Here is a 22521-nt window from a genome sequence, read left to right as displayed (position 1 = left end):
GCTTTTTAATCAGTGGTAGTGTTTGCAGCGCGATGTTTTGCCAAGACCCGGATTGAAGCTGTTTGTCGGGTCTATGGACTTATAGAACTCGACCAGATCCGGTTTCGCTTTATAGATATGTCCGACATTGTGTTCCGCCGGATATTCCGCGCCGCGTGTGTCTAAAATCTCAAGCATCTCTTGCTTAAGAGCGGCTACATCAACACCTTTTTTCACGATGTAATCCTGATGCAGCACATGGCACATGAAGTGGCCATAATAGAGCCGGTGGATCAGCTTTTCTTCGATATTTGCGGGTAATTGCTCAAACCAGCTGCGATCATCCCGGCGCAATGCGATGTCCAGCGCGAGGATGTCTTCCGCAGCATCTTCGTGCACTGCTTTGTAACGGATTGCAGCACCTGCCGCAGCAAAGCGGTGAAGTGCAGCCATCTTGCCCTCCTTCGCATCACAGGCGAAAAAGTCACCTGAGCGTGATGCAAAGAAGTCCTTCAGGAAGGCCCCTGCCTCATCAATGCCTGCATCGCTCATCTTCAGGATGAGATGGTGTTCGTAATCTCTGCGATACTGAGACATGCGTTTTGGCAGAACATCCGGCCAAACCTTCGCAAGCACTTGCATGAAGCGGTCCGTCAGGTTCTTTGGGAGGAAGCTGATCTTGTTCAGATACGCATCCACCGCCCCCTTCAGAGCAAAGAAAGTTGGCAGTCGATCTGTACCGAGGTGGTTGATCATGACGACGGTGTCTTTGCCGTACTTCTCTGAGATGTCATAGGCTTCGCGGTGCATGTACTCCGCTGAAACCGGGAGGTTCTCAAAGCTCGACAGGATATGGCGGCGCAGCTCAGTCAGTTCTGCTGGATTATTGGTGCCGATGTAGAAAGTCTTCTCAGCACCTGCTTTGGGGAACGTATCCAGACGAACAGCAAACACGCCAAGCTTACCTGCGCAGCTGCTGGCTTCATAAAGACGGCGTTTATCCGCATTAAAACGCGCCGGTGTCACGGCGTCCACATCGCGGACACGGCTGTGGTACTCACTGTCTGACGCTTTCTGGTTGGTGTCATTCACATCGGCTGGAGCGTAATTGCCACTTTCCAGATTGCTCAGAATCTCCTCAGCTGAGTTGCCAAGTTCAATCCCGAGATGATTGACGAGAACCAGCTTACCATCCGCATTGAGCTGTGCGAATAGAGAAAGCTCGGTGTAAGACGGACCGCGCTCAATGAGCGATCCGCCAGAATTGTTGCACACACCGCCAATGATAGAAGCGCCAATGCAGGACGAACCGATGACCGAGTGTGGCTGGCGGCCCAGTGGAGCCAGCAGTTTCTCCAGATCAAACAAAGTAGAGCCGGGAAAGCTGATGATTTGCTTGCCGTCACTCAAAGCCTGAATCTGTGTCATCCGGTTGGTGTTGATGAGCACGACATCGCGCTCATACGTACCCTTGGGCGTAGAGCCTTCCGTCAGTCCTGTGTTCGCCGCTTGCATGATGACGATCTTATCTGCTGCAACACAAGCTTCCAGCACTTTCCACTGCTCTAGCAGCGTACCGGGACGTACGACTGCAATCGCCTCCCCTTCTCCAGAGCGGAACCCTTTACGGAACCGTTCTGTCTTTTTCGGATCGCTGAGAACATGGCGAGTGCCAACGATACTCTCGAATTGCTTGATCAGGTCTGCGTTGTTCATCTCGGCATCCTAATAGGCGACGGATGGCAGCCATGTGGCCAATGGAGGCAGGAAGTACACCAGCATCAGGCCCAGCAACTGCAGCAGTACGAATGGGATGATACCGCGGTAAATGTCCATCAGCTTGATCTCCGGCGGGCACACGCCTTTCAGGTAGAACAAGGCGAATCCAACGGGCGGTGTCAGGAATGAGGTCTGCAAGGTCACAGCCACAAGGATCACGAACCAGATCAGTGCAGGCTCATCAATCACGCCGTAGCCACCAATGTCGAGACCAAGGCCATTGATGATCGGACGCATTAGAGGCAGTACAATCAGGGTGATCTCAATCCAATCCAGCACGAAGCCGAGCAGGAACACGATGAACAGGATGAACAGAACGGTTCCGTTGGCACCAAAGCCGGTGGAGGCCACCATCTCTTCGATCAATGCATCACCACCCATCTCACGCAGGACGTAGGAGAAGATAGTTGCGCCGAGGAAGATGGCAAAGATGTAAGCCGTGGTGTTGAAGGTTGACTTCAGCACGTTGACCAACTTGCGGAATGTAAGCTTGCGATAGCCGAGTGCCAGCAGAGTTGCTCCGAGTGCACCGATGCCGGAAGCTTCCGTTGGTGTGGTCAGGCCGGCAAAGATAGAGCCCAGCACGGCAAGGATCAGCAACAAGGTTGGCAGTGCCGCGATCAAAACATCCTTGATCGCGTGCCAGTCTGGTGCCTTCGCGCCTTCCGGCACTGGTGCTGCATCGCGTTTAACCAGAGCAACAACGAAGATATACACCAGATACAACATCCCAATGATGATGCCCGGGAAGACGGCTGCCATGAACAGGTCGCCAACAGACAGAGCCATCTGGTCTGCCATGATCACCAGCATGATGGATGGCGGAATGAGGATGCCCAATGTACCAGAGGCAGACACCACGCCAGCCGCAAGGGACTTGGAGTACTTCTGCTGCATCATAGATGGCAGAGACAGCACACCGAGCAGCACAACAGAGGCGCCAATGATGCCGGTGGAAGCTGCAAGGATTATGCCGATGAGCGTTACTGTGATGGCAAGACCACCACGCACTGTACCGAACAGCTTCTGCATGGAGGTCATCAAACGCTCAGCCACACCGCTTTCGTCCAGCATCAAGCCCATGAAGATGAACATAGGCAGAGCGACAAGAACAGCGTTGGACATGGTCGCGTAAACACGGTTCACAGTAGCGCCCAGTGTCAGATAGTCGAGACCGGTGAACGTGCTCTCAAGGCCGGTCCATGCCATGTGGTCGTTATCAAACAGGTAAGCCAGACCGCAGTATGCGATGCCGACACCTGCCAGAACCCAGGCAACTGGGTAACCGGAGAAGAGCAGCGCGATGAAGCTCAGAAACATCGCGATGACGAGTTTCTCTTCGGTGGTCTCGACGAGGAAAGACAAGCCATACGCAACAATAGCAAAGCCAAGGAATGCGAGGAGGATCAGGCGGATGCCCTTCCCTTTCCGCTCGCTCTCACTGTCGACCCAGATTGCGTGAACGTCGTGAATAAGGCGGGCGAGTGCTGCAACTCCCAGCAGAACAAAGCTTAGCGGGATGACTGCTTTGAGTGCCCAACGCGCAGGCAGGCCAGTTGGGCTGGAGGAGCGTTCGCTCACACGGAAACTGTCGTAGAAATAGTCGTAGCCCTGATCCACCATGAGATAGATGAAAGGAACTAAAAGCGCAGAAATGCCGATGATTTCGATGAAACGCTGTGTCCGAGGGCTCAGCTGCATGTGCAGCAGATCCACCCTTACGTGGCTGTCTGTGACCAGCGCATAGGAGATGCCCACCATGGTCACCAGACCGTAGATGTGCCACTGAAGTTCATCAAGCTTAGGGAAGTTGTAGTTAAACAGATAACGCATTGTTACCTGAGTGACGATTGCAAGGATCAGCAGCAGGTTGGCCCACATTACAATGTGGCCAACGCCTTTTACAAAGTGATCCAGTGCAACGGCTATGGGTTGTTTGTCAGTGTCTTCGTGCTCGAGAATTTCTTCAAAGAGCTCAATTGGATCTGAAGTGTCCTGAGGATTTTTTATCATAGCATTCACTCTTGCAGGTCAACGCCGCAACTATCTGGTCTGGAAGGCTGAGGCCAATAGTAGAAATGGGAGCGGCAAGGAAAAGCCGCTCCCAAGTTTTTATTACTTACGCGGCAGGAACGCGTTTTCTTTCCAGATTTTGTAGTTATCGCGGAACTGGTTGAGGTCAGTCAGAACCTTTGCGAAGAATGCATCGTTTGCGGCTTCTTCCTGAGCAACGTCGTTCCATGTTGAACGGAACACGTCGAGCATTTCAGGAGACCACTGCTTGATCTGAACGCCGTTGTTGTTGACGTTATCGAGCAGAGCTTCGTGCTGGATCGCTTCACCTTCAGCAAAACTGTCGGTAACAGATGCCTTACATGCGTTCTCAATGATCGCTTTGTGAGTGTCGCTTGCTTTGTTCCAAACGTCTTTGTTGATCAGCAGTTCGAAGACGGTCGCCTGCTGATGCCAACCTGGGAAGTAATTATACTTTACCAGTTTGTGGAAGCCGAGGCGTGCGTCAATGGCAGGCATGGAGAATTCGGTCGCATCAATCGCGCCTTTCTCAAGCGCCGGGAAGATTTCACCGCCTGGCAGCAGAGAAGTTGCAACGCCAAGCTTCTGCATGACTTTACCGCCAAGGCCGAAGAAACGCATTTTCAGGCCCTTCAGGTCTTCAGGAGAGTTGATCTCCTTAGCGAACCAGCCGGATGTCTCTGGAGCGATGATCGCACATGGCATAACTTTTACGTTGTAGCCAGCCTGATCGTACATTTCCTGATACAGGGACAGGCCGTTGCCGTAGTAAAGCCAAGCCGCATATTCACCAGCTTCCGGGCCAAAAGGAACAGCAGAGAACAGTGGAGCTGCAGGAATTTTACCAGCCCAATAGCCAGCTGTTGTGTAGCCGGAATTGATTTTGCCTGAAGAAACAGCGTCGAGAATTTCAAATGGCGGAACCAACTTGCCCGGCTCATACACCTTCATTTTGATGGTGCCGCCAGACATCAGCTTCAGCTGGTCAGCGACACGAGGAATTGGGCTTCCCAAACCTGGCAGAGAGGTAGAGAAGGCAATTGGTGTCTTCAGCAGCAGCTTGTCGGCTGCGTTTGCGATAGGAGCTGCAAGCACAGATGCAGCTACAGAGGCGGCGAGAGCAAGGCTTAAGACAGATTTTTTCATGTTTCCTCCAAATGGCATTCGGCTGCTAAACGCGCTTTTGCGCTGTCCTCCCAAGCAGCTGACTAATGGTAAATAATATTGACCTCTGAAATAAATCAAGAAGTATATTTTGCAGTTTTAGCCGTTTTTCGGGCTTGACACGCGGGTAAATACTAATGGTGTGGATGCGTAGGATTGTTGGGTTTGTATACCTAAGGGATAGAAAATTGGCTGTAAAACAACGTATTAGTGCGTAATACATGCTTTGATATATCAATATTGTGGCTCTCGGCGCTCTTCCCCTTGAATTGGAAAATAAAATCGACCAATATTGGAATTGTGACCGGCAGGAAGTGTAAAATGGTGTCTGTAGATTATCTTTTTGAGCCTATCGACCACGATACAGTGGTGGATTCTGTAACTGAGCAGATTGAGGGACTCATTTTGGCCGGCGTGCTGAAAGAGGGGACGAAGCTGCCCTCTGAAAGAGATATTTCCGAGCGTATGGGTGTCTCTCGTCCGAAGGTTCGTGAAGCACTGAAGCGGCTGGAGGATTCCAACCTAATTGCTATCCGTCACGGTGAAGGATCGTTCATAGCGCCTCTTATCAGTGCAGCTATGAGCCCTGCCTTGATCAATCTGATCAGCCGCAATCAGACGGCTTTTTATGACTACCTTGAATATCGACGCGTTCAGGAGGGGTTTGCAGCTCGTCTGGCCGCTGAGCGTGCAACCAAACTGGATCTTGAGCGACTTGAGGCTATTCTTGTAAACCTACGGGAAGCGCAGGCCAATGGTGATGATATTGCTTCAAAGAAGAATGATATCGCATTCCATTTGGCGATTGTAGATGCAGGTCACAATGCCATGCTTATTCATATGATGTCTTCCATCTATGAATTGACGCAGAAGGGTGTCTTCTATAATCGCGAGTTCTTGCGCTCTATTGATGGGACTGGGGAGCAGCTGTTAGAGCAGCACGAGGAGATCGGCAGGGCTATCTTCACGCGAAATGGCGCAAAGGCTGAAGAGGCCGCGCACCGGCACATTGATTTCGTGGAGACGTCTTTCCGCCTCGGGCAAGATCAGCAGCGCCGTGAGCTTATTTCCTCAAAACTCTTTGCATTGCAAAGAGGTGAAGAATAATTACCACTTTTACGTACTGGGAATAGAGAGGATCATTCGCAAATGCCGTAGCGAATGATCCATGTTATCAGTGCCTAGCGATTTTCAACCCAAGCGGTGAGATCAGCAACGTTTGGCTCTACGAACTCTGCCATGCCACCGGAGAATTCTTTAAAAGCATCGATGTTGATGTGGTTGGTACCAACAAGGACAGATGCTCCGCTTTCCAGGGCTTTCACAATCAAATCACGAAAACCGCTGCCATTGGCTTCCTGCTCACCAAACTTGTTCAGGATGAACACGTCAAACGGCTCGTCGATCCGCTGAGTAACTTCGCCTGCAGCTTGCGCGAGGGCTGATGTGTCTAATCGGCAGCCGGAAGACTCCTTGCCAAGGGATTGTGTGATGGAAATCTGTGGTCCGTCTGGGAGGACCAGAACGTCCATGTCGCAGCGATGGCGATCTTCGTTGACCGTATCTGCCTGCACGATACCGCAAGTCCGTATGCCGTTTTCCCGAAGTTTCTCGGAAAGCTCTGTCAGCACCAGTTTCCCTTTTGGTAGGGTGTAAGCAATTCTCATCTGGGGTCTTCCTTGCGCTTCTGTTTTTTCAGCTATGTGAAAACTCTCATATCAAACTGTAATAATACTGGTTTGATCTACGCAAGGTTACCCCTGCGGCGAATGCGCACAATTATTATGAGGAATGTGTTTTTGCGCATTTACCGCAAGAGAGCATAAATTGATTTCGTGCAGTTTGGGTATCTTTGAGCCTACCCTACATGAGCAAGCTCATCCTTTTGATAGTCGGGTGCTTTGAACCTAAAAATCAGGGAAACTATGAAATAGTCGCACAACGCTCCCGCGCATCTTGGAGCCTTTAGGCGGGGTTTCACGTCTTAAATTGCTTTAATATGAGTTTAATCTTCAGGTTATTGACTTTTGTCAAATAAGCGAAGGAGTGATCGTGATCTACAGTAATTGCAATTCATTCGCATTTGCGAGCTGTTCGCTTTCTATCCCGTTTCGATGGAAACTCAAAAATGATCACACGTCGTTCTTTTCTTTCGCACACTGCAGTGTTTACTGCTGCAGCATCTCTGGGTAGTACGCTGCCATTCGTGGCACAAGCGGCAAATCCGGCGCTGGCTCTGCATGGTCCGCCAGTGGGGCCATCTGTTGTGCTGTCTTACATTGCCAATAAAGGCTTGCTCTCTGACTTTACAGAGAAAGTAGATTTCTCCGTTTACAAGTCACCAGATGTCCTGCGCGCTGGTTTCGTTTCCGGTGACTGGAAATTGGCGGGCACCCCGTCTTATGTTGCCGCGAACCTTGCCAACAAAGGCCTGCCCGTGAAGATGCTGAACATTATGACCTGGGGCATGCTTTACGTGCTCAGTTATGATGGTTCTGTGAAGTCCCCTGCGGATCTGGCCGGTGAGAAGATCGGCATGTTCTTCCGAAATGATATGCCGGACCTGGTGTTTGGTCGTGTCATGGAGCAAACCGGGCTGACTGAGGGCAAAGACTACTCCTTGCACTATGTCAGCACCCCGTTTGAAGCATTACAGCTTCTGCTCTCAGGTCGCATCAAGCATTGCGTTCTGCCAGAGCCAGCTGCGACAGCGGGTATGGTCAAAGGCAAAAAGATGGGCAAGTCGATCCATCGTTCTATCGATCTGGCCAGTGAATGGGCGTCTGTGACGGGCGGCGAAGGTCGCTTCCCGATGGCAGGCATGATGGTGCATGATGACTTGCTCAATGCGCAGCCAGAGCTGATTGAAGGCTTCCACAAAGCCTGTATCACCGGCACTGAGTGGGTGAAGGCAAACCCCAAGGAAGCGGCGGCTGTTGCATCTGAAAGCATCACGCTTCCTGCGCCTGTGATCGCCAAGTCCATTCCGCATACGCATCTAACAGCAGAGCGTGCCAAAGACATTCAGTCTGAGTTGGAGCAGTTCTACTCCATTCTGGCGGAAAAGAACCCATCCATCATTGGCGGAAAACTACCGAACGCAGATTTCTATCTGTAGCGAAGCAGGTTTGGCAGGCCGCGTAAAGGTTACGGTCGCCTGGTCTGCTGAGCCCAAAAAAACAACGAGAACATACCTGATGATCCATCACATGCTATCGACGTTAATGAGTAAACTTTGGAGTGGTTGGGGCACTCTGGCGGGGGTATTTCTCATTTTCGCGCTATGGCAAGTCGGTTTTGAGACCTTCGGGGCTCTGGTGTTGCCTGCGCCATTGGAAGCATTGAGCCGGTTGGTGGATCTTGTCGCTTTGCCATCCGGGCTCGAATACATTCTGATCACTGCCAAGCGGGCCTTTGCTGGCTTTCTGCTTGCCAGCGCCTTTGGTATTTTCTTTGGCCTGATAGCCGGTTGGTCCAACACACTGTCGCTACTCTGTAAGCCGTTTATTACCGTGGCCCTTGGGGTGCCGCCGATTGCATGGATCGTGCTTGCGCTGCTGTGGTTTGGTGGCGATGACGGCACGCCGATCTTTACAGTGTTTATCTCAACGATCCCGCTCATTTTCGCAGGTGCTCTGCAAGGCGTGCGGATGCGGGAGAAGGAGCTGGATGAGATGGCGCAGAGTTTTCATGTGCCGCTGGTTCAGCGGTTCTGGCAGGTGCAGGCACCGCAGATTGTCTCCTACCTCTTTCCGGCATGGGCAACAGCGTTGGGATTGAGCTGGAAAGTGGTGGTGATGGCAGAGCTTCTCTCCAGCACGCGTGGCATTGGTGCTGGCCTTGCTGAAGCACGCGTCAATATCGATACCGCGTCCACCATGGCGTGGATTGTTGTGGTTGTTGGTCTGCTGCTGGTCATCGAAGGTATGTTGCTCAACCCTGTCAAAGATTATGTGGAGGGTTGGAAGCATGCTGAATGATGCAGCTCCCCTGCTCTCCGTTGTGCCAAGAGGCGCAGCAGAGACAAAGCCATCCGTTTTATCTGTCTCAGTGGAAGACCACCGCTACCATCCTTTGCAGCAAACATTGGCACCGAGTGCGTTGGAGCTGAAAAAAGGGGAAGTTGTTAGCATCATCGGCCCATCCGGTTGCGGGAAGTCGACCTTTCTGCGCATTGCAGCGGGATTGATTGAGGCAAGTGCTGGGAAGATTTCAAGCACTGCAGATCGAACGGCGATCTTGTTTCAGGAACACCGATTGCTGCCCTGGAAGAGCCTTCTGAACAACATCAGCTTTGGTCTTCAGGGACAAAAGATCTCCAAGTTCCAGCGTATGAAGAAGGCACGGGCCGTCGCTTATGCCATGGGTTTCACTGAGGATGATCTGATCAAGTATCCCTCAGAGCTCTCCGGTGGCATGCGTCAGCGTGGAGCGTTGGCGCGTGCGCTTGCAGTAGAACCTGATCTGCTGTTTTTAGACGAGCCGTTTAGCGCTCTTGATATTGGCCGTCGCCGCGATCTTTACCGGCTTGTGCTGCATGAAGTTGATGAAAAACAGTGCTCTGTCCTGATGGTCACTCATGATGTGACCGAAGCATTGGCATTGAGTGACCGTGTTTTGATTATGGCGCCAGATCCGGGGCATTTTGCCAAGGAGTACGAGGTGCCACTGACCCGCTCCGAGCGTACGCGTCGAAGCCTTTTGGAACTTGAGGCAAGCTTACTGGCGGATGATCGGATTGCGCAGCTGTTTAACATGAGCAACTGGGAGCAGCTGGTATGACGGATCTTGCACATACATCTCGGCAACAGGCCTCGTTCTTTTATGCTCCGGTGTTCTCTGAAGGGTTCCGGGTCTTCTTTCCGCTGTCAGCACTCTATGCGGTGTTCTCCATCGTCGTGTGGGGACTTGTGCTTGCAGATGTCCTGCCAGTGCCGCTGGATGCAGACCCTCTTCTCTTTCATCAATATGAGATGTTCTTTGGCTTCTTCACGGGCGCAATGGCGGGCTTTTTGACGACTGCTGTGCCCTCTTGGTCAAACACACCAAAGATTGCGGGTGCGCAATTGGCGGGTTTGGGGGCACTTTGGCTGGTAGGACGTATCGCGTTCTGGATGCTTGGTGTGCTTTCGCCGACTGTCGTGTTCGTGGTTCAGGCTTTCTTTCCCGCGGCGCTGCTGATTGTTATCTTGCCCCGACTATGGCGTGCCAAGATGCGGCATCTCATGTGGCCGGTGCTTATTCTTTGCACAGCCCAGCTTGTGTGCTTTTGGGAATACTCTGAGATTGGCGTTCTCAATCAGGGACTTGCGGTTGCGGAAGGTGCGTTCGTCCTGATGGTCCTCACGGCTCTTGCTCCGGTTTCCATGGTGATTGTGAATGATGCGTTGGCCACGCGAGAGGATGGCGCTGTGTTTGTTCCGCGTCCACCAATGAGGCGTGCGGCGTTGTTCTGCATCTCCGCGTTTACCCTTGCCAAGGTGTTGGGTGTCTCTGATGCTCTGCAAGGATGGCTGGCGCTGGCCTCTGCCTGTGCGGTGCTCAACATCTTGCAGGACTGGCATGTGGTGGGCTCTTTGCGAACCACCTTCGCGAAAGCGCTCTACCTGGTCTATTGGTTCTTTGGAATTGGCTTTGCATTGGAGGCCGGCGGGTTGCTTGGGCTGCTTTCTGCAGGCTCATATGTTTCCGGTCAGCACATGATCTTCATCGGCGGCTTGTCTCTGGCAACCTTCATGGTTTTGACCATCGCGGGTCTGCGACATGCGGGCTACTCTTTGAAACTTCCAAAGTTGCTGGGCGCGGCAATCCTTTCTCTCATAAGCGCTTGTCTGGCCCGTTCTCTCGGTCCACTGCTCTTCCCTGATCTGGATGTAATGCCACTGGCCTGGCTCCTGTTTGCACCCGCTTTCACCCTATATCTGATCCACTTCGTGCCCGTGGTTCTCCGCGAAAACTTCGTAGAATAAAGGCAACTGACTATGCTTTCTTTATCGAGATTGTTTGAACCGAAGAAAACCGACCTTTCTGAAGGTCTTGTTTCAAATGCCTTTGCGCCTGAATGCGGCGACGCAGTATCAGCTGGCAAGGGCTGCAGTATGAAAGACAGAGAATTCTGCCACGATGCGCGGTGCTATGCTCTCTCGCAAGCTTGTCATGCGGGCTGTGATCAACACCAGTTTATTGATACGCTCTGGGCGGAAGACAGACACTGAAGCAGTGTCTTAGCCGGCAGCCTCAAACTGCTGTATCTGGCTGAGCAAAGCTTCGGCCAGTTGTTCCTTGCTGTAAGGTTTGGCCAGTCGTGTGATCCGCTCTAGGTTTTGTGTTTGTGGTTCCAGTGCTTTGGGGAAGCGCCCTGAGGTGACAACCACTTTTTGGTCTGCGCAGGCTTTGATGCTGGCTTCGGCCAGATCCCAGCCGATTTTGCCATCTTCTAGCTGAACATCTGTGAAGAGAATGTCGAACTTGGTTCCGTTCTCAATGAGCACTTTAGCGGAGCCGTAGCTGTTGGCTTCGATACAAATAAGCCCCATCTCTTTCAGCATGGTCTTGGCGCGCAACAGGGTTTGTAGATCATCCTCAACCACCAGAATGCGGCGAGGCTGATCAAACGTAATCGCGGTGTTAGGCGCCAAATCTTCCAGTGGTGCCTGCGGAATGACGAGGGTCACTGTTGTCCCCTCCTCCTTCTCGCTGGTGATGCCCATTTCCCCGCCGGATTGCTTGATAAAACCGAACACCATGCTCAGCCCAAGTCCAGACCCTGCAGATGTGCGGCGGGTGGTGAAGAAAGGTTCGTAAACGCGTTCCAGCGTTTCCTGATCCATGCCGCATCCGTCATCAGTCACACTTATGGAAACACTCTCGGACCCATTGACCACAACCCGAACAGAAATCGTACCCGCATCTGAAATGGCGTGGGAGCTATTGATGCAAAGGTTCAGCAGTGCGCTTTCCAGCTGGCCAGGGTCGATGCGCACATAGGTTGCTTCCTCCGGCAAATCTGTCGTCAGGATGATCCGCTCATCGATGCTCAATGAAATGATCTCGGCCACACTTTCAATGAGATAGTTGATTTCAACGACTTCTGGCTCAAGGTGCTGTTTGCGGGCAAAGGCAAGCAGGCGCTGGGTCAGATTTGTGGCCATTTCTACTGCGCTATGAATGCGTTGGATGTTGCCTTTCAGATCAATGAGTTTTGAGCTTTTGCGCTCAATTATTCCGACACTGCCAGAGATGCTGGTCAAGATGTTGTTGAAGTCATGGGCCACTTCACCGGTTAGTTGCCCAAGGCTTTCGAGCTTTTGTTTTTGCTGTGCCTGTTCCTGAACAAAGCGACGGTCCGTGGCATCAGAGAATGACCAGACTGCACCGCCTTCTGGTAAGGGACTTTTGCGCACTTCGATCAGGATGCCGTCATCATCAGTCAGTTCTGAAAAGCGAAAGCGTGTGCCGTGTGGACGGACATTCTCATCCTTCCATCTGAACCCGGAGTTCTGGATCAACACGCGGATGTCTCTGGCCTTTTCAATCTCGGCTTCATTGATGCGAAGCGTTTCTGCCAGACGCGGGTTCCAGGCTGTCATGTCGTGGGCATCGTTGGTCAGAACCAGCCCTTCAGCGATGCAGTTAAAGGTGGTCTCAAACAGCTCTGTCTTGCGTTGCAACTGGCCATAAATGCGGCGCAACCGAATGGAATTGGCGCGAAAAATGCGGAAGGAATGCAACAGTCGGGTGATCTCATCATCCTGCCGGGCAGGTCGTGGGAGCACGGTGGTGTGATCTCCTTTGGCCAGACTGGACATGGCGTGAGAGATGCGATTGATGTTCTTGGTCACGTAACCAGCAATGTAATGCGCTGACATCAAAGCCAGAAGAATACTCGCGATGCCAGTGAGCAGCACAACGAGCTGTGCGCTGGAGATGTAAGAGGATGTTTCCTGTCGTTGCTTGGAGATTTCTTCACCTGACAGACGAACAAACTCAGCAACCAGCTGGTTGATCATCTGTGCGCTGGATTTGATTTTGAAAAGCGCGTTGCGGGCTTCCAGTTGTCCCGCCATTGCCAGATGACGGATGGCATAAAGGCCTGCGTTGTCCTCTGCTATTGTCTTCAGTGCTGCAACGGCTTCCTGAACCTCAAGGGCAGATGTGCCCTCCAGATCAGCCATTTGCAGATGATAGCGGCGACGCAGCTCGCCCAGACTGAGGAAATCGGTTACATGTGCGGCGGAAATCAATAGGTTGGCAGCCTGACCAATCCCTTGCCAGGCTTCACGTTCCTCAGCATTCTGGTAAAACGTGGAGGAGTTCTTGACTGCAAGGCGCTCCATCTTGGAGAGGTCAACAAGCAGGGTACGAACCTGATCCTCAGACTCGCTGATTTGCTGGGCTGCGTTGACCAGAACGGCCACCTGCGAGCGCATGAGCGAAAGGTTTTGCTGCACTTGGGGCAGAAATCGACCAAGACTTCCTTGTTGCCGTGCAAGCGGAAAGTTGTCTCGATATTGCTGCTCTGCCTTGCTCAGCTCAACCAACAAACGAGAGCCTTCATTTTCGATCTGATAGACCGAGGTAAGGTTGAGGATGAAGGGAGCAGAACTCACCAGACCGGCGGATTTATTAGCCAGTTGGAGTGAGCTTGCGATTGCTTCGATAGTCTTTTGATAATGCCCAACGAGCTTCACGTTGGCTTGGTCCAGCCAGTACCACGCGATCGACCCTGCAAACAAAGTTGCAAAAGTCAACAGTGTGATGGCTGCCAGCAAACGTGTTTTGATGGAAAGCAGAGCTTTCACGCGTTGGGGCAAAAAAGTCATGGCAGGTCTACAGCGGCTTCATCCATTGCGAAGACATAGCCTTTGCCGCGACGGGTCTGCAAAAAGACTGGCTTGGATGGATTGGCCTCAATTTTCCGGCGCAAGCGCAGGATCAACACATCAACGGTGCGGTCCATATAGCGGGAAAGATCCCCGCCCAGATACTCCAGCAGTTCCACGCGATCAATCGGACGGTTCGGGTTCTCGATGAGAAACTCCAGCAGACGCAGCTCGGAATTTGTCAGGTTGATTTCCCGAAGGTTCCTGTCTAGCAAGCGCCGCTCGTCGCAAACGAAGGAGAGTTCGCCAAGTGGAATAATCCCAGCGCTCGGTGTTTGCGGTGCAAGAGTGGTACCAGTAGGCTCTCGTTCTGCCGGAACATTGCGCTTGTAACGACGCAGAACCGCACGAATGCGGGCGATCAGTTCTCGCGGATTGAACGGCTTCATCAAAAAGTCATCAGCACCGGTTTCCAGTCCAACGATCTTGTCTACCTCATCTCCCGTGCCCGTAAGCAGAATGATTGGAAAGTCATAGGATGTGCGCAGGCGCTGTGCGAGCATCATGCCGCTTTCACCATCCAGCTTCAGATCGATGATTGCCAGATCAAGGCTTTCCAGCTCTTTGAGCGCGATGAGTTCTTTGCTTCCGTGGCACGGCAGTGCCTGGAACCCATATTCATGCAGCAGTTCCTGCAGTACCTCGCGAATAGCCGGGTCGTCATCAACGACAGCTACCTTTGAGGGTGACCTATCCCAACTCTCGGTCATTTATGTAACCTTCCTCGCAACCCGTACCATGCTCCCAGACGCATACTTGGAGGTCGTTTTTGATTTTCTTCAGATTGGGGCGACAATGCACGGGAAAGTGCCTTCCCATCAATAATTCTAATATTTCATATGTAATTCAATTCTGTAATAAATGTAACATTTAAAATATATATCTGTTAAATAAGAACATACTTAACGGTAAAGCATAAGCACTCCTGTGATGTTTCATGTAATTTTCAAATCAAGTTACGGGAATATGTGGGTGTACTTGTAAGTTGTTACACCTACATGCGTTTAGACTTGGGAGAAGATAATGAAAAACGCTCTTTTAGGTGGTCTTGCTGCTGTTGGCCTCCTTGCTGCACTTCCAGCTACAGCTTCTGCTGAAGAACTCAACATGGTCTGTGGTGCTGAGCAGGACTGGTGTGAGCTGATGGCACGCGGTTTTGAGGATGAAACCGGCAATGAAGTTCTGATGGTGCGCAAAAGCACTGGCGAAACACTCGCTCAGGTGCGTGCAGAAGCAAGCAACCCTAAGATTGACGTATGGTGGGGCGGTACTGGTGATCCACACCTGATCGCAGCATTTGAAGGCCTGACACAGGATCCGGGTGTTGACACCAGCGACCTGTTGGGCTGGGCATCCAACATGCACAAGATCTCAAATGGCGGCACTGTTGGCATCTACGCTGGCGCACTCGGCATTGCGTATAACGCTGAAGTTCTGGAAGAGCGCGGCCTGCCAGCTCCAGCTTGCTGGAAAGATCTCACAAACCCAGCTTACACCGGCGAAATTCAGGTTGCTAACCCAAACAGCTCCGGCACTGCTTACACTGAGCTGGCAACCTTCGTTCAGCTGTTTGGTGAAGATGAGGCCTATCGTCTGCTGACCGAAATCGGCAAGAACGTAAACCAGTACACAAAATCCGGTTCCGCACCAAGTAAAGCTGCTGCTCGCGGTGAAACCACCATCTCCATCGGCTTTATGCATGACATGGTTAAGCTGGCAGGTTCCGGCTTCCCGCTGAAGATCGTTGCGCCTTGCGAAGGTACTGGTTACGAAGTTGGCGCTGTGAGCGTGATCAAAGGTGCAAAGCACCCTGAACTGGCGAAGCAGTTCGTTGAATACGCTCTGCGTCCAGACGTTCAGTCCCGCTCTATTGAAGTGAAGTCCTTCCAGGTTCCTTCCAACTCCAAAGCATCCGTTGCTCCTGAGTCTCCAGATCTGGCAAGCATCAAGCTGATCGACTACGACTTTGCAACATATGGTGAGCGTTCCACTCGTGAGCGCCTGCTGAAGCGCTGGAACGAAGAAGTTAAAAACGCTTCTCACTAAGTAAATCGAGCGTTGAAGGGCGGACTTATTCTCTGTCCGCCCTTCACCCCATATGCGTTGCATCGTATTCGCGCTTGCGCCAATACAAAACTCTCGGATCAACATCATGCGAAAGACAATTGCGCTCTGGCTCGCCGCCGGAATAGTGGGATTTTGCATATTTCCCTGGTACTCAGTAGAAAGCGGCTTTTGGTCTTTTAGCTGGTTGTTCAGCGAATTCCTTAGCGAAGACGCCGCACCTGCCCTCTTCCAAGCTCTGCTTTATGGCCGCTGGTGGTTTGTTCCATTAGCATTGGCATTCGTTGGCATCGGCCTGTCGTTTGCTTTGCTGAAAGACGAACGCACCCGGGCAAAGGCCCTTGTTATTCTGTCTATGACAGGCCTTGCTCTGTTGTTTGCGCAGGGCTTTGCAATTGGCAGAGTCGGACCAGAGCTGTTCATTGATACTCTCAACTTCGGCTCAGCTGCAGCAGGTCAGGTTGGCTTTGGCTCTGGGGCGATGATAACCGCCGGTGCTCTCCTCTTTATCCTCACCACCAGCATTTCTGGTCTTGGTCAGGGGCGCGGTGATGCGTTCATCGTTGGCAGCATCGGCCTCATTATTGCTCTGGTGATCACCTTCGTTTTCTATCCGGTTTCCCAGATCCTGATCCGCGCGTTTGAAGCAAGTGATGGAGGTATTGACATTGCCTTGTTCTTCACCCGCTTCTTCTCCAGTGATATCTGGAGCCTTGCCTGCCTTGCTGGTGGCAAAACCTGTGGTCCGGCCTGGAACTCTGTTTTCCTCGCAGTGCTCACCGGTGCTGGTACAACCCTCCTCGGCCTTGCCTTTGCACTGGTCGCGACCAAAACCGCGTTTCCTGCGAAAAAGCTGCTGCGCATTCTCACCATTATTCCAATCATCACTCCTCCCTTTGTGATTGGTCTGGCGCTGATCCTCATGTTCGGCCGTGCTGGTGTAGTAACAGATGTGCTGCATGATGTTTTTGACATCTCGAAAAGCCGTTGGCTCTACGGTTTCTCCGGCATTTACCTCGCGCAGCTGCTTTCCTTTACGCCGATTGCCTTCCTCGTGCTTATCGGTGTGGTTGAGGGCGTCAGCCCTTCCATGGAAGAAGCCTCGCAAACCCTCAACGCTACACAGTGGCAGACCTTCAAGAACGTCACATGGCCTCTGATGCGTCCGGGTTTGGCGAATGCCTTCCTGCTTGGCTTCATTGAAAGTATCGCCGACTTCGGCAATCCGCTGGTGCTGGGTGGCAACTTCAACGTCCTGTCTACCGAGATCTACTTTGCCATTGTCGGTGCTGTAGCTGACCCATCCAGAGCGGCTGTTCTGGCTGTCGTCTTGCTCATGCTCACCCTGTCTGCCTTTGTGGCGCAGCGTTTGTGGCTCGGCAAAAAATCTTACGCGACAGTCACCGGTAAAGCAGACTCCGGCCAACATTCGCCGCTAAACTCTGCGCTAAAGTGGACATGCTACGGCTTCGCATTGCCATGGGCAGCATTCACAGCTGTTGTCTACTCCATGATCGTATTCGGCAGCTTCGTGAAGCTTTGGGGTTATGACAACACCTTCACGCTGGATCACTACATTCGGGCATTCTCTGTCAGCTTCAACAACGGTATCCGCTGGACGGGTGTGGCGTGGGACAGCTACTTCACCACGCTGACCATCTCCACCATCGCGGCTCCACTCACCGCTGTCGTTGGTTTGCTCACCGCTTACCTGCTGGTGCGTCAAAAGTTTGCTGGCAAGAACCTGTTTGAGTTCAGCACAATGCTCAGCTTTGCAATTCCGGGCACTGTGATTGGTGTGGCTTACATCATGGCCTTCAACACACCACCAATTGAATTGACTGGCACCAGCATCATCCTGATCATCGTATTTGTGTTCCGCAACATGCCAGTGGGTGTGCGCGGTGGTATCGCGGCGATGTCCCAGCTTGATAAGAGCCTTGATGAAGCTTCCATCACGCTTGGAGCAAACAGTTTTACCACTGTTCGCAAAGTGATCCTGCCTTTGATGGGGCCTGCAATCCTCGCAGCTCTGGCGTATAGCTTCGTTCGTGCCATCACGTCTGTGAGTGCGGTGATCTTCCTAGTGAGTGCGCGTCACAACATGGCAACCTCGTTCATCGTGGGCCGTGTTGAACATGGCGAGTACGGCATCGCGATTGCGTACTCCTCTGTGCTGATCATCACCATGCTCGTGGCAATCCTGCTGCTGCAGGTCGTCATTGGGCAGCGCAAGTTGCGTCGTCAGAACCGTCTGCAAACCTCAAACAAAAACAAAGAGCTGGCTTCAGCTTAATCCTAGAGTTTCTGGAGTAAATCATGTCTATTATGCAAAAAGCAGGCTCTGTACAGTTCCGGGATGTCGTCAAAAAATACGGTTCTGTCACCGCGCTGAAGCCTCTCAACCTGGAAATCCAGCAGGGCGAGCTTGTCACTCTGCTGGGCCCAAGTGGTTGCGGAAAAACCACTACCCTGCGTCTCATCGCCGGGTTGGAAGCTGCAACTGAAGGCACCATTTACATCGGCGGCAAGGACGTCACGCACCTAACGGCGACGTACCGCAATGTGTCCATGGTGTTCCAGTCCTACGCGCTCTTTCCGCATATGAGCGTGGTCGACAACGTGTCCTACGGCCTGCGCGTCAACAAAGTACCTGCGAAGGAAGCCAAAGCAAAAGCAGAAGAAGGCTTGGCGATGGTTGGTCTGGCTGGTTACGGCGAGCGCCTACCAAGTGAGCTTTCCGGTGGTCAGCAGCAGCGCGTGGCAGTTGCTCGCGCTGTTGTGCTGGAACCGGAAGTGCTGTTGCTCGATGAGCCGCTCTCCAACCTTGATGCGAAACTGCGTCGTCACGTGCGCGAAGAGATCCGCGAAATTCAGCAGAAGCTTGGCCTGACCGTTGTATATGTGACGCATGATCAGGAAGAAGCGATGGCTGTTTCTGACCGCATCATCGTGATGAACAAAGCGGAGATTGCACAGTCTGGTACTCCGCGAGAGCTCTACAACCAGCCGAATTCCGCGTTTATTGCGGACTTTATTGGTGATGCAAACGTGGTGGATTGTGAGATTGCAGGTTTCAGTGAAGGGACAGTTTCACTGAAAGTTGGTGGGGCTTCTGTTGTTCTGCCTTACTCCGGACCGGCATGTCAGCATGGTAAGCTGGCGATCCGTCCAGAAGGCATCACCGTTACACAAGATGGGACCAATGGCATCGCTGCGGGCATTGCTTACGCAGCTTATCTCGGCAACCAGATCCAGTACTCCCTCAACACCGGATTTGGCAAGCTGTTCGCCATTGATCACAATCTGAGTGCAACGGTTATTCCAACAGGCGCAGAAGCCTTCATCCACCTCAAAGAAGAGGGGCTGGCCTTTTTGCCAGAAGCATAAGGGCTAGGACGGCCACCTCCATCCGAACCCTCTCTTCTAAAACAGAAGCCCGGAGATCCCCCTCTCCGGGTTTCTTTTTGTCTGGCTCATGAGAATGTGTGGGGTGCATGAGGTGTAGATACTCGCATAAGCTGTACTTACCTGCGTTTGCTGATTAAGTTTAAGTGACACTGCAGTTTTGGGAGGTAGGCCATGGCAAAGAACATAGTGGTGTTTTCAGACGGAACCGGTCAGGAGGGCGGCGAAGGCCCGGACACGAACGTCTATAAGCTCTTCAGAATTTGCGAAAACAGAACCAAACGGCAAGTGCTGTTTTATGATCGCGGATTGGGGACGAAAGCGCACCGCTCTCGTGTTACGCGTTTACTGGGCAATGCCACCGGGCTTGGCATCAGCAAGAACCTGATGGAATGCTATCAGTTCATCTTCGAGAATTATCAGGCCAAGGATAAGATCTACCTGTTCGGCTTCAGCCGCGGCGCCACCACCGTGCGCAGCCTTGCAGGCTTCATCGAGATGTTCGGCATCCTACCCAAATCCCGACCAGAACTGATCGCCAAAGCCTACAAGATTTACCAGATCAGTGATTGTCATGCGCGAAAAGCCAAAGCACAGGAATTTCGCGAAAAGCACCACAATATGTGGGCGGATGTCGAGTTCATCGGCGTGTGGGATACGGTCGCAGCGCTTGGCCTGCCATGGAAACCCCTTTCCGCTGCCATCAACAAACTCCCCGGCTTCAAACATGAGTTCCATGACCTGACATTGCCTGCAGCCGTGAAGAATGCTTACCAGGCCCTATCCATTGATGATGAGCGTGAGGTGTTTCATCCTGTCCTGTGGAATGAGAGTACCGCGCCAAACCAGATCATGCAGCAGACCTGGTTTGCAGGTGTGCACACTGATATTGGCGGTGGCTATGAGGATTCCCGACTTTCAGACATCACATTTAACTGGATGCTGGAGCACGCAGAACGAAACGGCTTGCGCATTCATGAAAGCAGTCGCAAAGCGCTGGTTGCCAAGTTGAATCCGGATGAGACAGGCACGATCCACAATCCGCGTGAAGGCATCTTTGAGTACATCTACAAAGTGAAGCAAAGAATGTGGCCGCGGTTGGATCTGAACGCACGAGAACGCGGGCAACCGCACGTTCATCCGAGTGTGCTTAAGCGGGCGAACAATCCGGAGATCAGCTACAAACCCTGGATGATAGAAAATAACCCGATTGAGGAGCCGCCGATCAAACGGACGGCTAAGGCACGGGAAACTGAAACCTCTTAGGCAAAGAAAAGCCGGAGCAGATGTTGCTGCCCCGGTCTGATTTATTGCGAAGATCACTTGGCTTTTCGATAGCCTGTGATCATTGGGGTGACAAGATCTTCCCGCTTCCACAAACGGTAGAAGAAAATCGCTGCCACGTGCAGAACCACCAGAATGAGCGTTGCACGGGCTAAAATGCCATGCCACGCCAATGCTGTGCGGGCGCTATCGATACCCGCCCACGAGGCCAATGGCCCAACATTGATGTAGTCCTCCGGATCTGCGAACAGACCCAGTGCTGCCTGCGCTCCAATCACTCCAAGCAAAAGGAAAACGAACAGGCCGCCAAGCGGGTTATGTCCCTTCCAGTTGCTTGCCTGTCGTTTTGGCAGTTTTGCGATGTAGGAGAACAAAGTTTTGGGGCTGTAAACAAAGCTTGAGAAACGAGCTGTCTCTGAGCCAATGAAACCCCAGACCAGTCGGAACACAATGAGGGCGAGCACTGCATAGCCAAACCAGAAGTGCAGCGTCATCACGTCTGGCCCAAACTTGCCCAAACCCCACGCGGCTGCAACACTGCCTGCGAAAAGCCAATGGAACAGGCGCAGTGGCAGGTCCCAAACAGAGGATCCTGTTTTCTTCTGCGTTTCCAAGGAATGATCAGTGCTCGCAACCGTCATTTTTAGAAGTCCTTCGCGCGAAATTCTTTGTGGCAGCCTTTGCAGGTGCCGCCAAGTTTGCCGAGTGCTTTGCCCAATGCAGGACGACCTTCGTCAGCGACATCATTCAATGCAACAAGTGCCTGATAGAATTCTTTTCCCTTGGCCTGATAGCCAGCCATGTCTTCCCAGATCACCGGAAGGGCGCGGGTTTTGCCCGGCAGGTCGGCGTTGGATGTGCCTGGAGTGTACAGGCCAGCTGCATTGTAGCTGGCAACAGTCATCATGTTGCCAGAAGCCGCTTTTGCTTTTTCAGCACTGTACTCAACTTCGCCTTTTGCCATGGCTGCCAAAGCGCCCATATCATGCCCAAGCAGAGTAAAGTAAGCGCGGCGGGCTTCTACGACGTCGTCTTTGGTTGTGTCTGCTGCAAAAGCTGAAGTTGCAGTCATAGCGACCAGCGCAGTGATCAATAGTTTACGCATGGATTTCTCCGTGTTTGGTGATTGCCTAGTATTTGATGGGGGTGTTTTTGTTTTGATTGTTCTATCTGAAATAAATCTTCTGGCGCCGCATTGGCTGCCATTATCTATTTCTTGTCTTTGCTTGTTCTAGTTATGTATATACCCGTATAAGAATGATTTGAGCTTGCTTGCGGTTAGAATAGTTGAGCCAACTATCGCTTCAACGGGAATGTTGTAATAGTTTGTCGCAAGGTGTAACGGGCGCTTGCATGTATTCGTTTGAGAGATCATGCAGGCACAGCTTCCTCAACCAGATGCCCCTCATCCATGGTCAGAATACGATCTGCCAATTGCAGGATACGGTTGTCATGAGTAACCATCACCGTGGTGATGCCACGCTTCTCTCCCAGCTCTTTGAGCAGCTTGACCACTGTTAGCCCGGTGTCCTTGTCCAGAGCAGCCGTCGGCTCATCTGCAAAGATGATATCTGGTGAGGAAACCAGTGCGCGCGCGATAGCAACGCGTTGTTTTTGTCCGCCGGAAAGGTGGGCGGGCAGATAATCACTGCGATCTTCCAGGCCCAGAATGCTGAGCATATGCCGTGCAGCCTTCTCCTGCTGTGCCGCATCAACGGTTGCCTTCACGCCGTTTTGGTGAACCTGCAACCCCATCAGTACGTTCTGGGTCGCCGTCAGGCTTTCGTGCAAATTATGCGCCTGAAAGATAAAGCCAAGGCGTCGCCGCAACATGATCTTCATCGTCTCGTCTGCACTGTGCAGTTCATGTCCCAGTAAGGCGAGTTGGCCTTTCTGTACATCACGTAGGCAACCCATGAGCGTCAAT

General features: G+C 52.3%; 18 protein-coding genes. 9 read left to right on the top strand and 9 right to left on the bottom strand.

The window, feature by feature from the left end; all coding sequences use genetic code 11:
* Positions 1–9 precede the first annotated feature (9 nt).
* From dld to PPL9_RS09440, 3 genes are all read right to left on the bottom strand, one after another.
* A complete protein-coding gene (gene dld, locus PPL9_RS09450) occupies positions 10–1695 on the bottom strand; it encodes a D-lactate dehydrogenase (protein WP_057462460.1) in 1686 nt (561 codons plus the stop codon).
* Between the two features lie 9 nt (positions 1696–1704).
* Positions 1705–3771: a TRAP transporter large permease subunit gene (locus tag PPL9_RS09445; RefSeq protein WP_057462459.1), complete on the bottom strand. Its 2067-nt coding sequence runs from the start codon at positions 3769–3771 to the stop codon at positions 1705–1707.
* A gap of 102 nt (positions 3772–3873) precedes the next feature.
* On the bottom strand, positions 3874–4938 hold the full coding sequence (locus tag PPL9_RS09440; RefSeq protein WP_057462476.1) for a TRAP transporter substrate-binding protein: 1065 nt from the start codon (positions 4936–4938) through the stop codon (positions 3874–3876).
* Between the two features lie 339 nt (positions 4939–5277).
* Between PPL9_RS09440 and PPL9_RS09435 the strand changes: the two genes are divergently transcribed.
* On the top strand, positions 5278–6063 hold the full coding sequence (locus tag PPL9_RS09435; RefSeq protein WP_057462458.1) for a FadR/GntR family transcriptional regulator: 786 nt from the start codon (positions 5278–5280) through the stop codon (positions 6061–6063).
* 74 nt (positions 6064–6137) lie between these two features.
* Here the strand turns inward: PPL9_RS09435 and PPL9_RS09430 are convergent, their stop codons facing one another.
* Entirely contained in the window at positions 6138–6623 is a 486-nt protein-coding gene (locus tag PPL9_RS09430) for a DUF2478 domain-containing protein (RefSeq protein ID WP_057462457.1), read from the bottom strand.
* 461 nt (positions 6624–7084) lie between these two features.
* Here PPL9_RS09430 and PPL9_RS09425 point away from each other — a divergent pair, with 461 nt between their 5' ends.
* The 4 genes from PPL9_RS09425 to PPL9_RS09410 all read left to right on the top strand — a co-directional run bounded on the left by PPL9_RS09425 (position 7085) and on the right by PPL9_RS09410 (position 10925).
* A complete protein-coding gene (locus PPL9_RS09425) occupies positions 7085–8074 on the top strand; it encodes an ABC transporter substrate-binding protein (protein WP_057462456.1) in 990 nt (329 codons plus the stop codon).
* A gap of 91 nt (positions 8075–8165) precedes the next feature.
* The gene (locus PPL9_RS09420) at positions 8166–8936 is read left to right on the top strand and encodes an ABC transporter permease subunit (RefSeq protein ID WP_082596701.1); all 771 of its coding nucleotides are present in this window, start codon (positions 8166–8168) and stop codon (positions 8934–8936) included.
* A complete protein-coding gene (locus tag PPL9_RS09415; protein WP_057462455.1) occupies positions 8926–9738 on the top strand; it encodes an ATP-binding cassette domain-containing protein in 813 nt (270 codons plus the stop codon). The genes PPL9_RS09420 and PPL9_RS09415 overlap by 11 nt, the downstream gene beginning before the upstream one ends.
* A complete protein-coding gene (locus PPL9_RS09410; protein ID WP_057462454.1) occupies positions 9735–10925 on the top strand; it encodes an NnrS family protein in 1191 nt (396 codons plus the stop codon). Before PPL9_RS09415 ends, PPL9_RS09410 begins: the two co-directional genes overlap by 4 nt.
* Before the next feature lie 255 nt (positions 10926–11180).
* On the opposite strand, the gene PPL9_RS09405 is transcribed toward PPL9_RS09410, so the two are convergent.
* Complete coding sequence (locus PPL9_RS09405) at positions 11181–13778, bottom strand: ATP-binding protein (protein WP_057462453.1); 2598 nt, start codon at positions 13776–13778, stop codon at positions 11181–11183.
* Entirely contained in the window at positions 13775–14548 is a 774-nt protein-coding gene (locus tag PPL9_RS09400) for a response regulator (RefSeq protein ID WP_057462452.1), read from the bottom strand. The genes PPL9_RS09405 and PPL9_RS09400 overlap by 4 nt, the downstream gene beginning before the upstream one ends.
* 313 nt (positions 14549–14861) lie before the next feature.
* Between PPL9_RS09400 and PPL9_RS09395 the strand changes: the two genes are divergently transcribed.
* The 4 genes from PPL9_RS09395 to PPL9_RS09380 all read left to right on the top strand — a co-directional run bounded on the left by PPL9_RS09395 (position 14862) and on the right by PPL9_RS09380 (position 20576).
* On the top strand, positions 14862–15884 hold the full coding sequence (locus PPL9_RS09395; protein WP_057462451.1) for an ABC transporter substrate-binding protein: 1023 nt from the start codon (positions 14862–14864) through the stop codon (positions 15882–15884).
* 106 nt (positions 15885–15990) lie between these two features.
* Positions 15991–18198: an iron ABC transporter permease gene (locus tag PPL9_RS09390; RefSeq protein ID WP_057462474.1), complete on the top strand. Its 2208-nt coding sequence runs from the start codon at positions 15991–15993 to the stop codon at positions 18196–18198.
* Positions 18199–18221: 23 nt separating this feature from the next.
* Positions 18222–19292: an ABC transporter ATP-binding protein gene (locus PPL9_RS09385; RefSeq protein WP_057462450.1), complete on the top strand. Its 1071-nt coding sequence runs from the start codon at positions 18222–18224 to the stop codon at positions 19290–19292.
* A gap of 192 nt (positions 19293–19484) precedes the next feature.
* The gene (locus PPL9_RS09380; protein ID WP_057462449.1) at positions 19485–20576 is read left to right on the top strand and encodes a DUF2235 domain-containing protein; all 1092 of its coding nucleotides are present in this window, start codon (positions 19485–19487) and stop codon (positions 20574–20576) included.
* A gap of 53 nt (positions 20577–20629) precedes the next feature.
* Here PPL9_RS09380 and PPL9_RS09375 read toward each other — a convergent pair whose 3' ends face one another.
* The 3 genes from PPL9_RS09375 to PPL9_RS09365 form a co-directional block, all read right to left on the bottom strand.
* The gene (locus tag PPL9_RS09375) at positions 20630–21235 is read right to left on the bottom strand and encodes a cytochrome b/b6 domain-containing protein (protein WP_057462448.1); all 606 of its coding nucleotides are present in this window, start codon (positions 21233–21235) and stop codon (positions 20630–20632) included.
* Between the two features lie 2 nt (positions 21236–21237).
* Complete coding sequence (locus PPL9_RS09370; protein WP_057462447.1) at positions 21238–21699, bottom strand: cytochrome c; 462 nt, start codon at positions 21697–21699, stop codon at positions 21238–21240.
* A gap of 266 nt (positions 21700–21965) precedes the next feature.
* Positions 21966–22521: ATP-binding cassette domain-containing protein (locus PPL9_RS09365; protein WP_082596695.1), on the bottom strand; the 556-nt coding region annotated here is incomplete at its 5' end.

The organism is Pseudovibrio sp. POLY-S9, assembly GCF_001431305.1.
Lineage (GTDB): Bacteria > Pseudomonadota > Alphaproteobacteria > Rhizobiales > Stappiaceae > Pseudovibrio.
This window is presented reverse-complemented; position numbering and strand designations above follow the sequence as displayed.

Coding starts and splice junctions, on each gene's coding strand:
- PPL9_RS09395 (WP_057462451.1), top strand. CDS start 14,862: ATGAAAAACGCTCTTTTAGGTGGTCTTGCTGCTGTTGGCCTCCTTGCT.
- PPL9_RS09410 (WP_057462454.1), top strand. CDS start 9,735: ATGACGGATCTTGCACATACATCTCGGCAACAGGCCTCGTTCTTTTAT.
- PPL9_RS09375 (WP_057462448.1), bottom strand. CDS start 21,235: ATGACGGTTGCGAGCACTGATCATTCCTTGGAAACGCAGAAGAAAACA.
- PPL9_RS09370 (WP_057462447.1), bottom strand. CDS start 21,699: ATGCGTAAACTATTGATCACTGCGCTGGTCGCTATGACTGCAACTTCA.
- PPL9_RS09385 (WP_057462450.1), top strand. CDS start 18,222: ATGTCTATTATGCAAAAAGCAGGCTCTGTACAGTTCCGGGATGTCGTC.
- PPL9_RS09445 (WP_057462459.1), bottom strand. CDS start 3,771: ATGATAAAAAATCCTCAGGACACTTCAGATCCAATTGAGCTCTTTGAA.
- PPL9_RS09400 (WP_057462452.1), bottom strand. CDS start 14,548: ATGACCGAGAGTTGGGATAGGTCACCCTCAAAGGTAGCTGTCGTTGAT.
- PPL9_RS09380 (WP_057462449.1), top strand. CDS start 19,485: ATGGCAAAGAACATAGTGGTGTTTTCAGACGGAACCGGTCAGGAGGGC.
- PPL9_RS09440 (WP_057462476.1), bottom strand. CDS start 4,938: ATGAAAAAATCTGTCTTAAGCCTTGCTCTCGCCGCCTCTGTAGCTGCA.
- PPL9_RS09435 (WP_057462458.1), top strand. CDS start 5,278: ATGGTGTCTGTAGATTATCTTTTTGAGCCTATCGACCACGATACAGTG.
- PPL9_RS09405 (WP_057462453.1), bottom strand. CDS start 13,778: ATGACTTTTTTGCCCCAACGCGTGAAAGCTCTGCTTTCCATCAAAACA.
- PPL9_RS09415 (WP_057462455.1), top strand. CDS start 8,926: ATGCTGAATGATGCAGCTCCCCTGCTCTCCGTTGTGCCAAGAGGCGCA.
- PPL9_RS09425 (WP_057462456.1), top strand. CDS start 7,085: ATGATCACACGTCGTTCTTTTCTTTCGCACACTGCAGTGTTTACTGCT.
- PPL9_RS09430 (WP_057462457.1), bottom strand. CDS start 6,623: ATGAGAATTGCTTACACCCTACCAAAAGGGAAACTGGTGCTGACAGAG.
- dld (WP_057462460.1), bottom strand. CDS start 1,695: ATGAACAACGCAGACCTGATCAAGCAATTCGAGAGTATCGTTGGCACT.
- PPL9_RS09420 (WP_082596701.1), top strand. CDS start 8,166: ATGCTATCGACGTTAATGAGTAAACTTTGGAGTGGTTGGGGCACTCTG.
- PPL9_RS09390 (WP_057462474.1), top strand. CDS start 15,991: ATGCGAAAGACAATTGCGCTCTGGCTCGCCGCCGGAATAGTGGGATTT.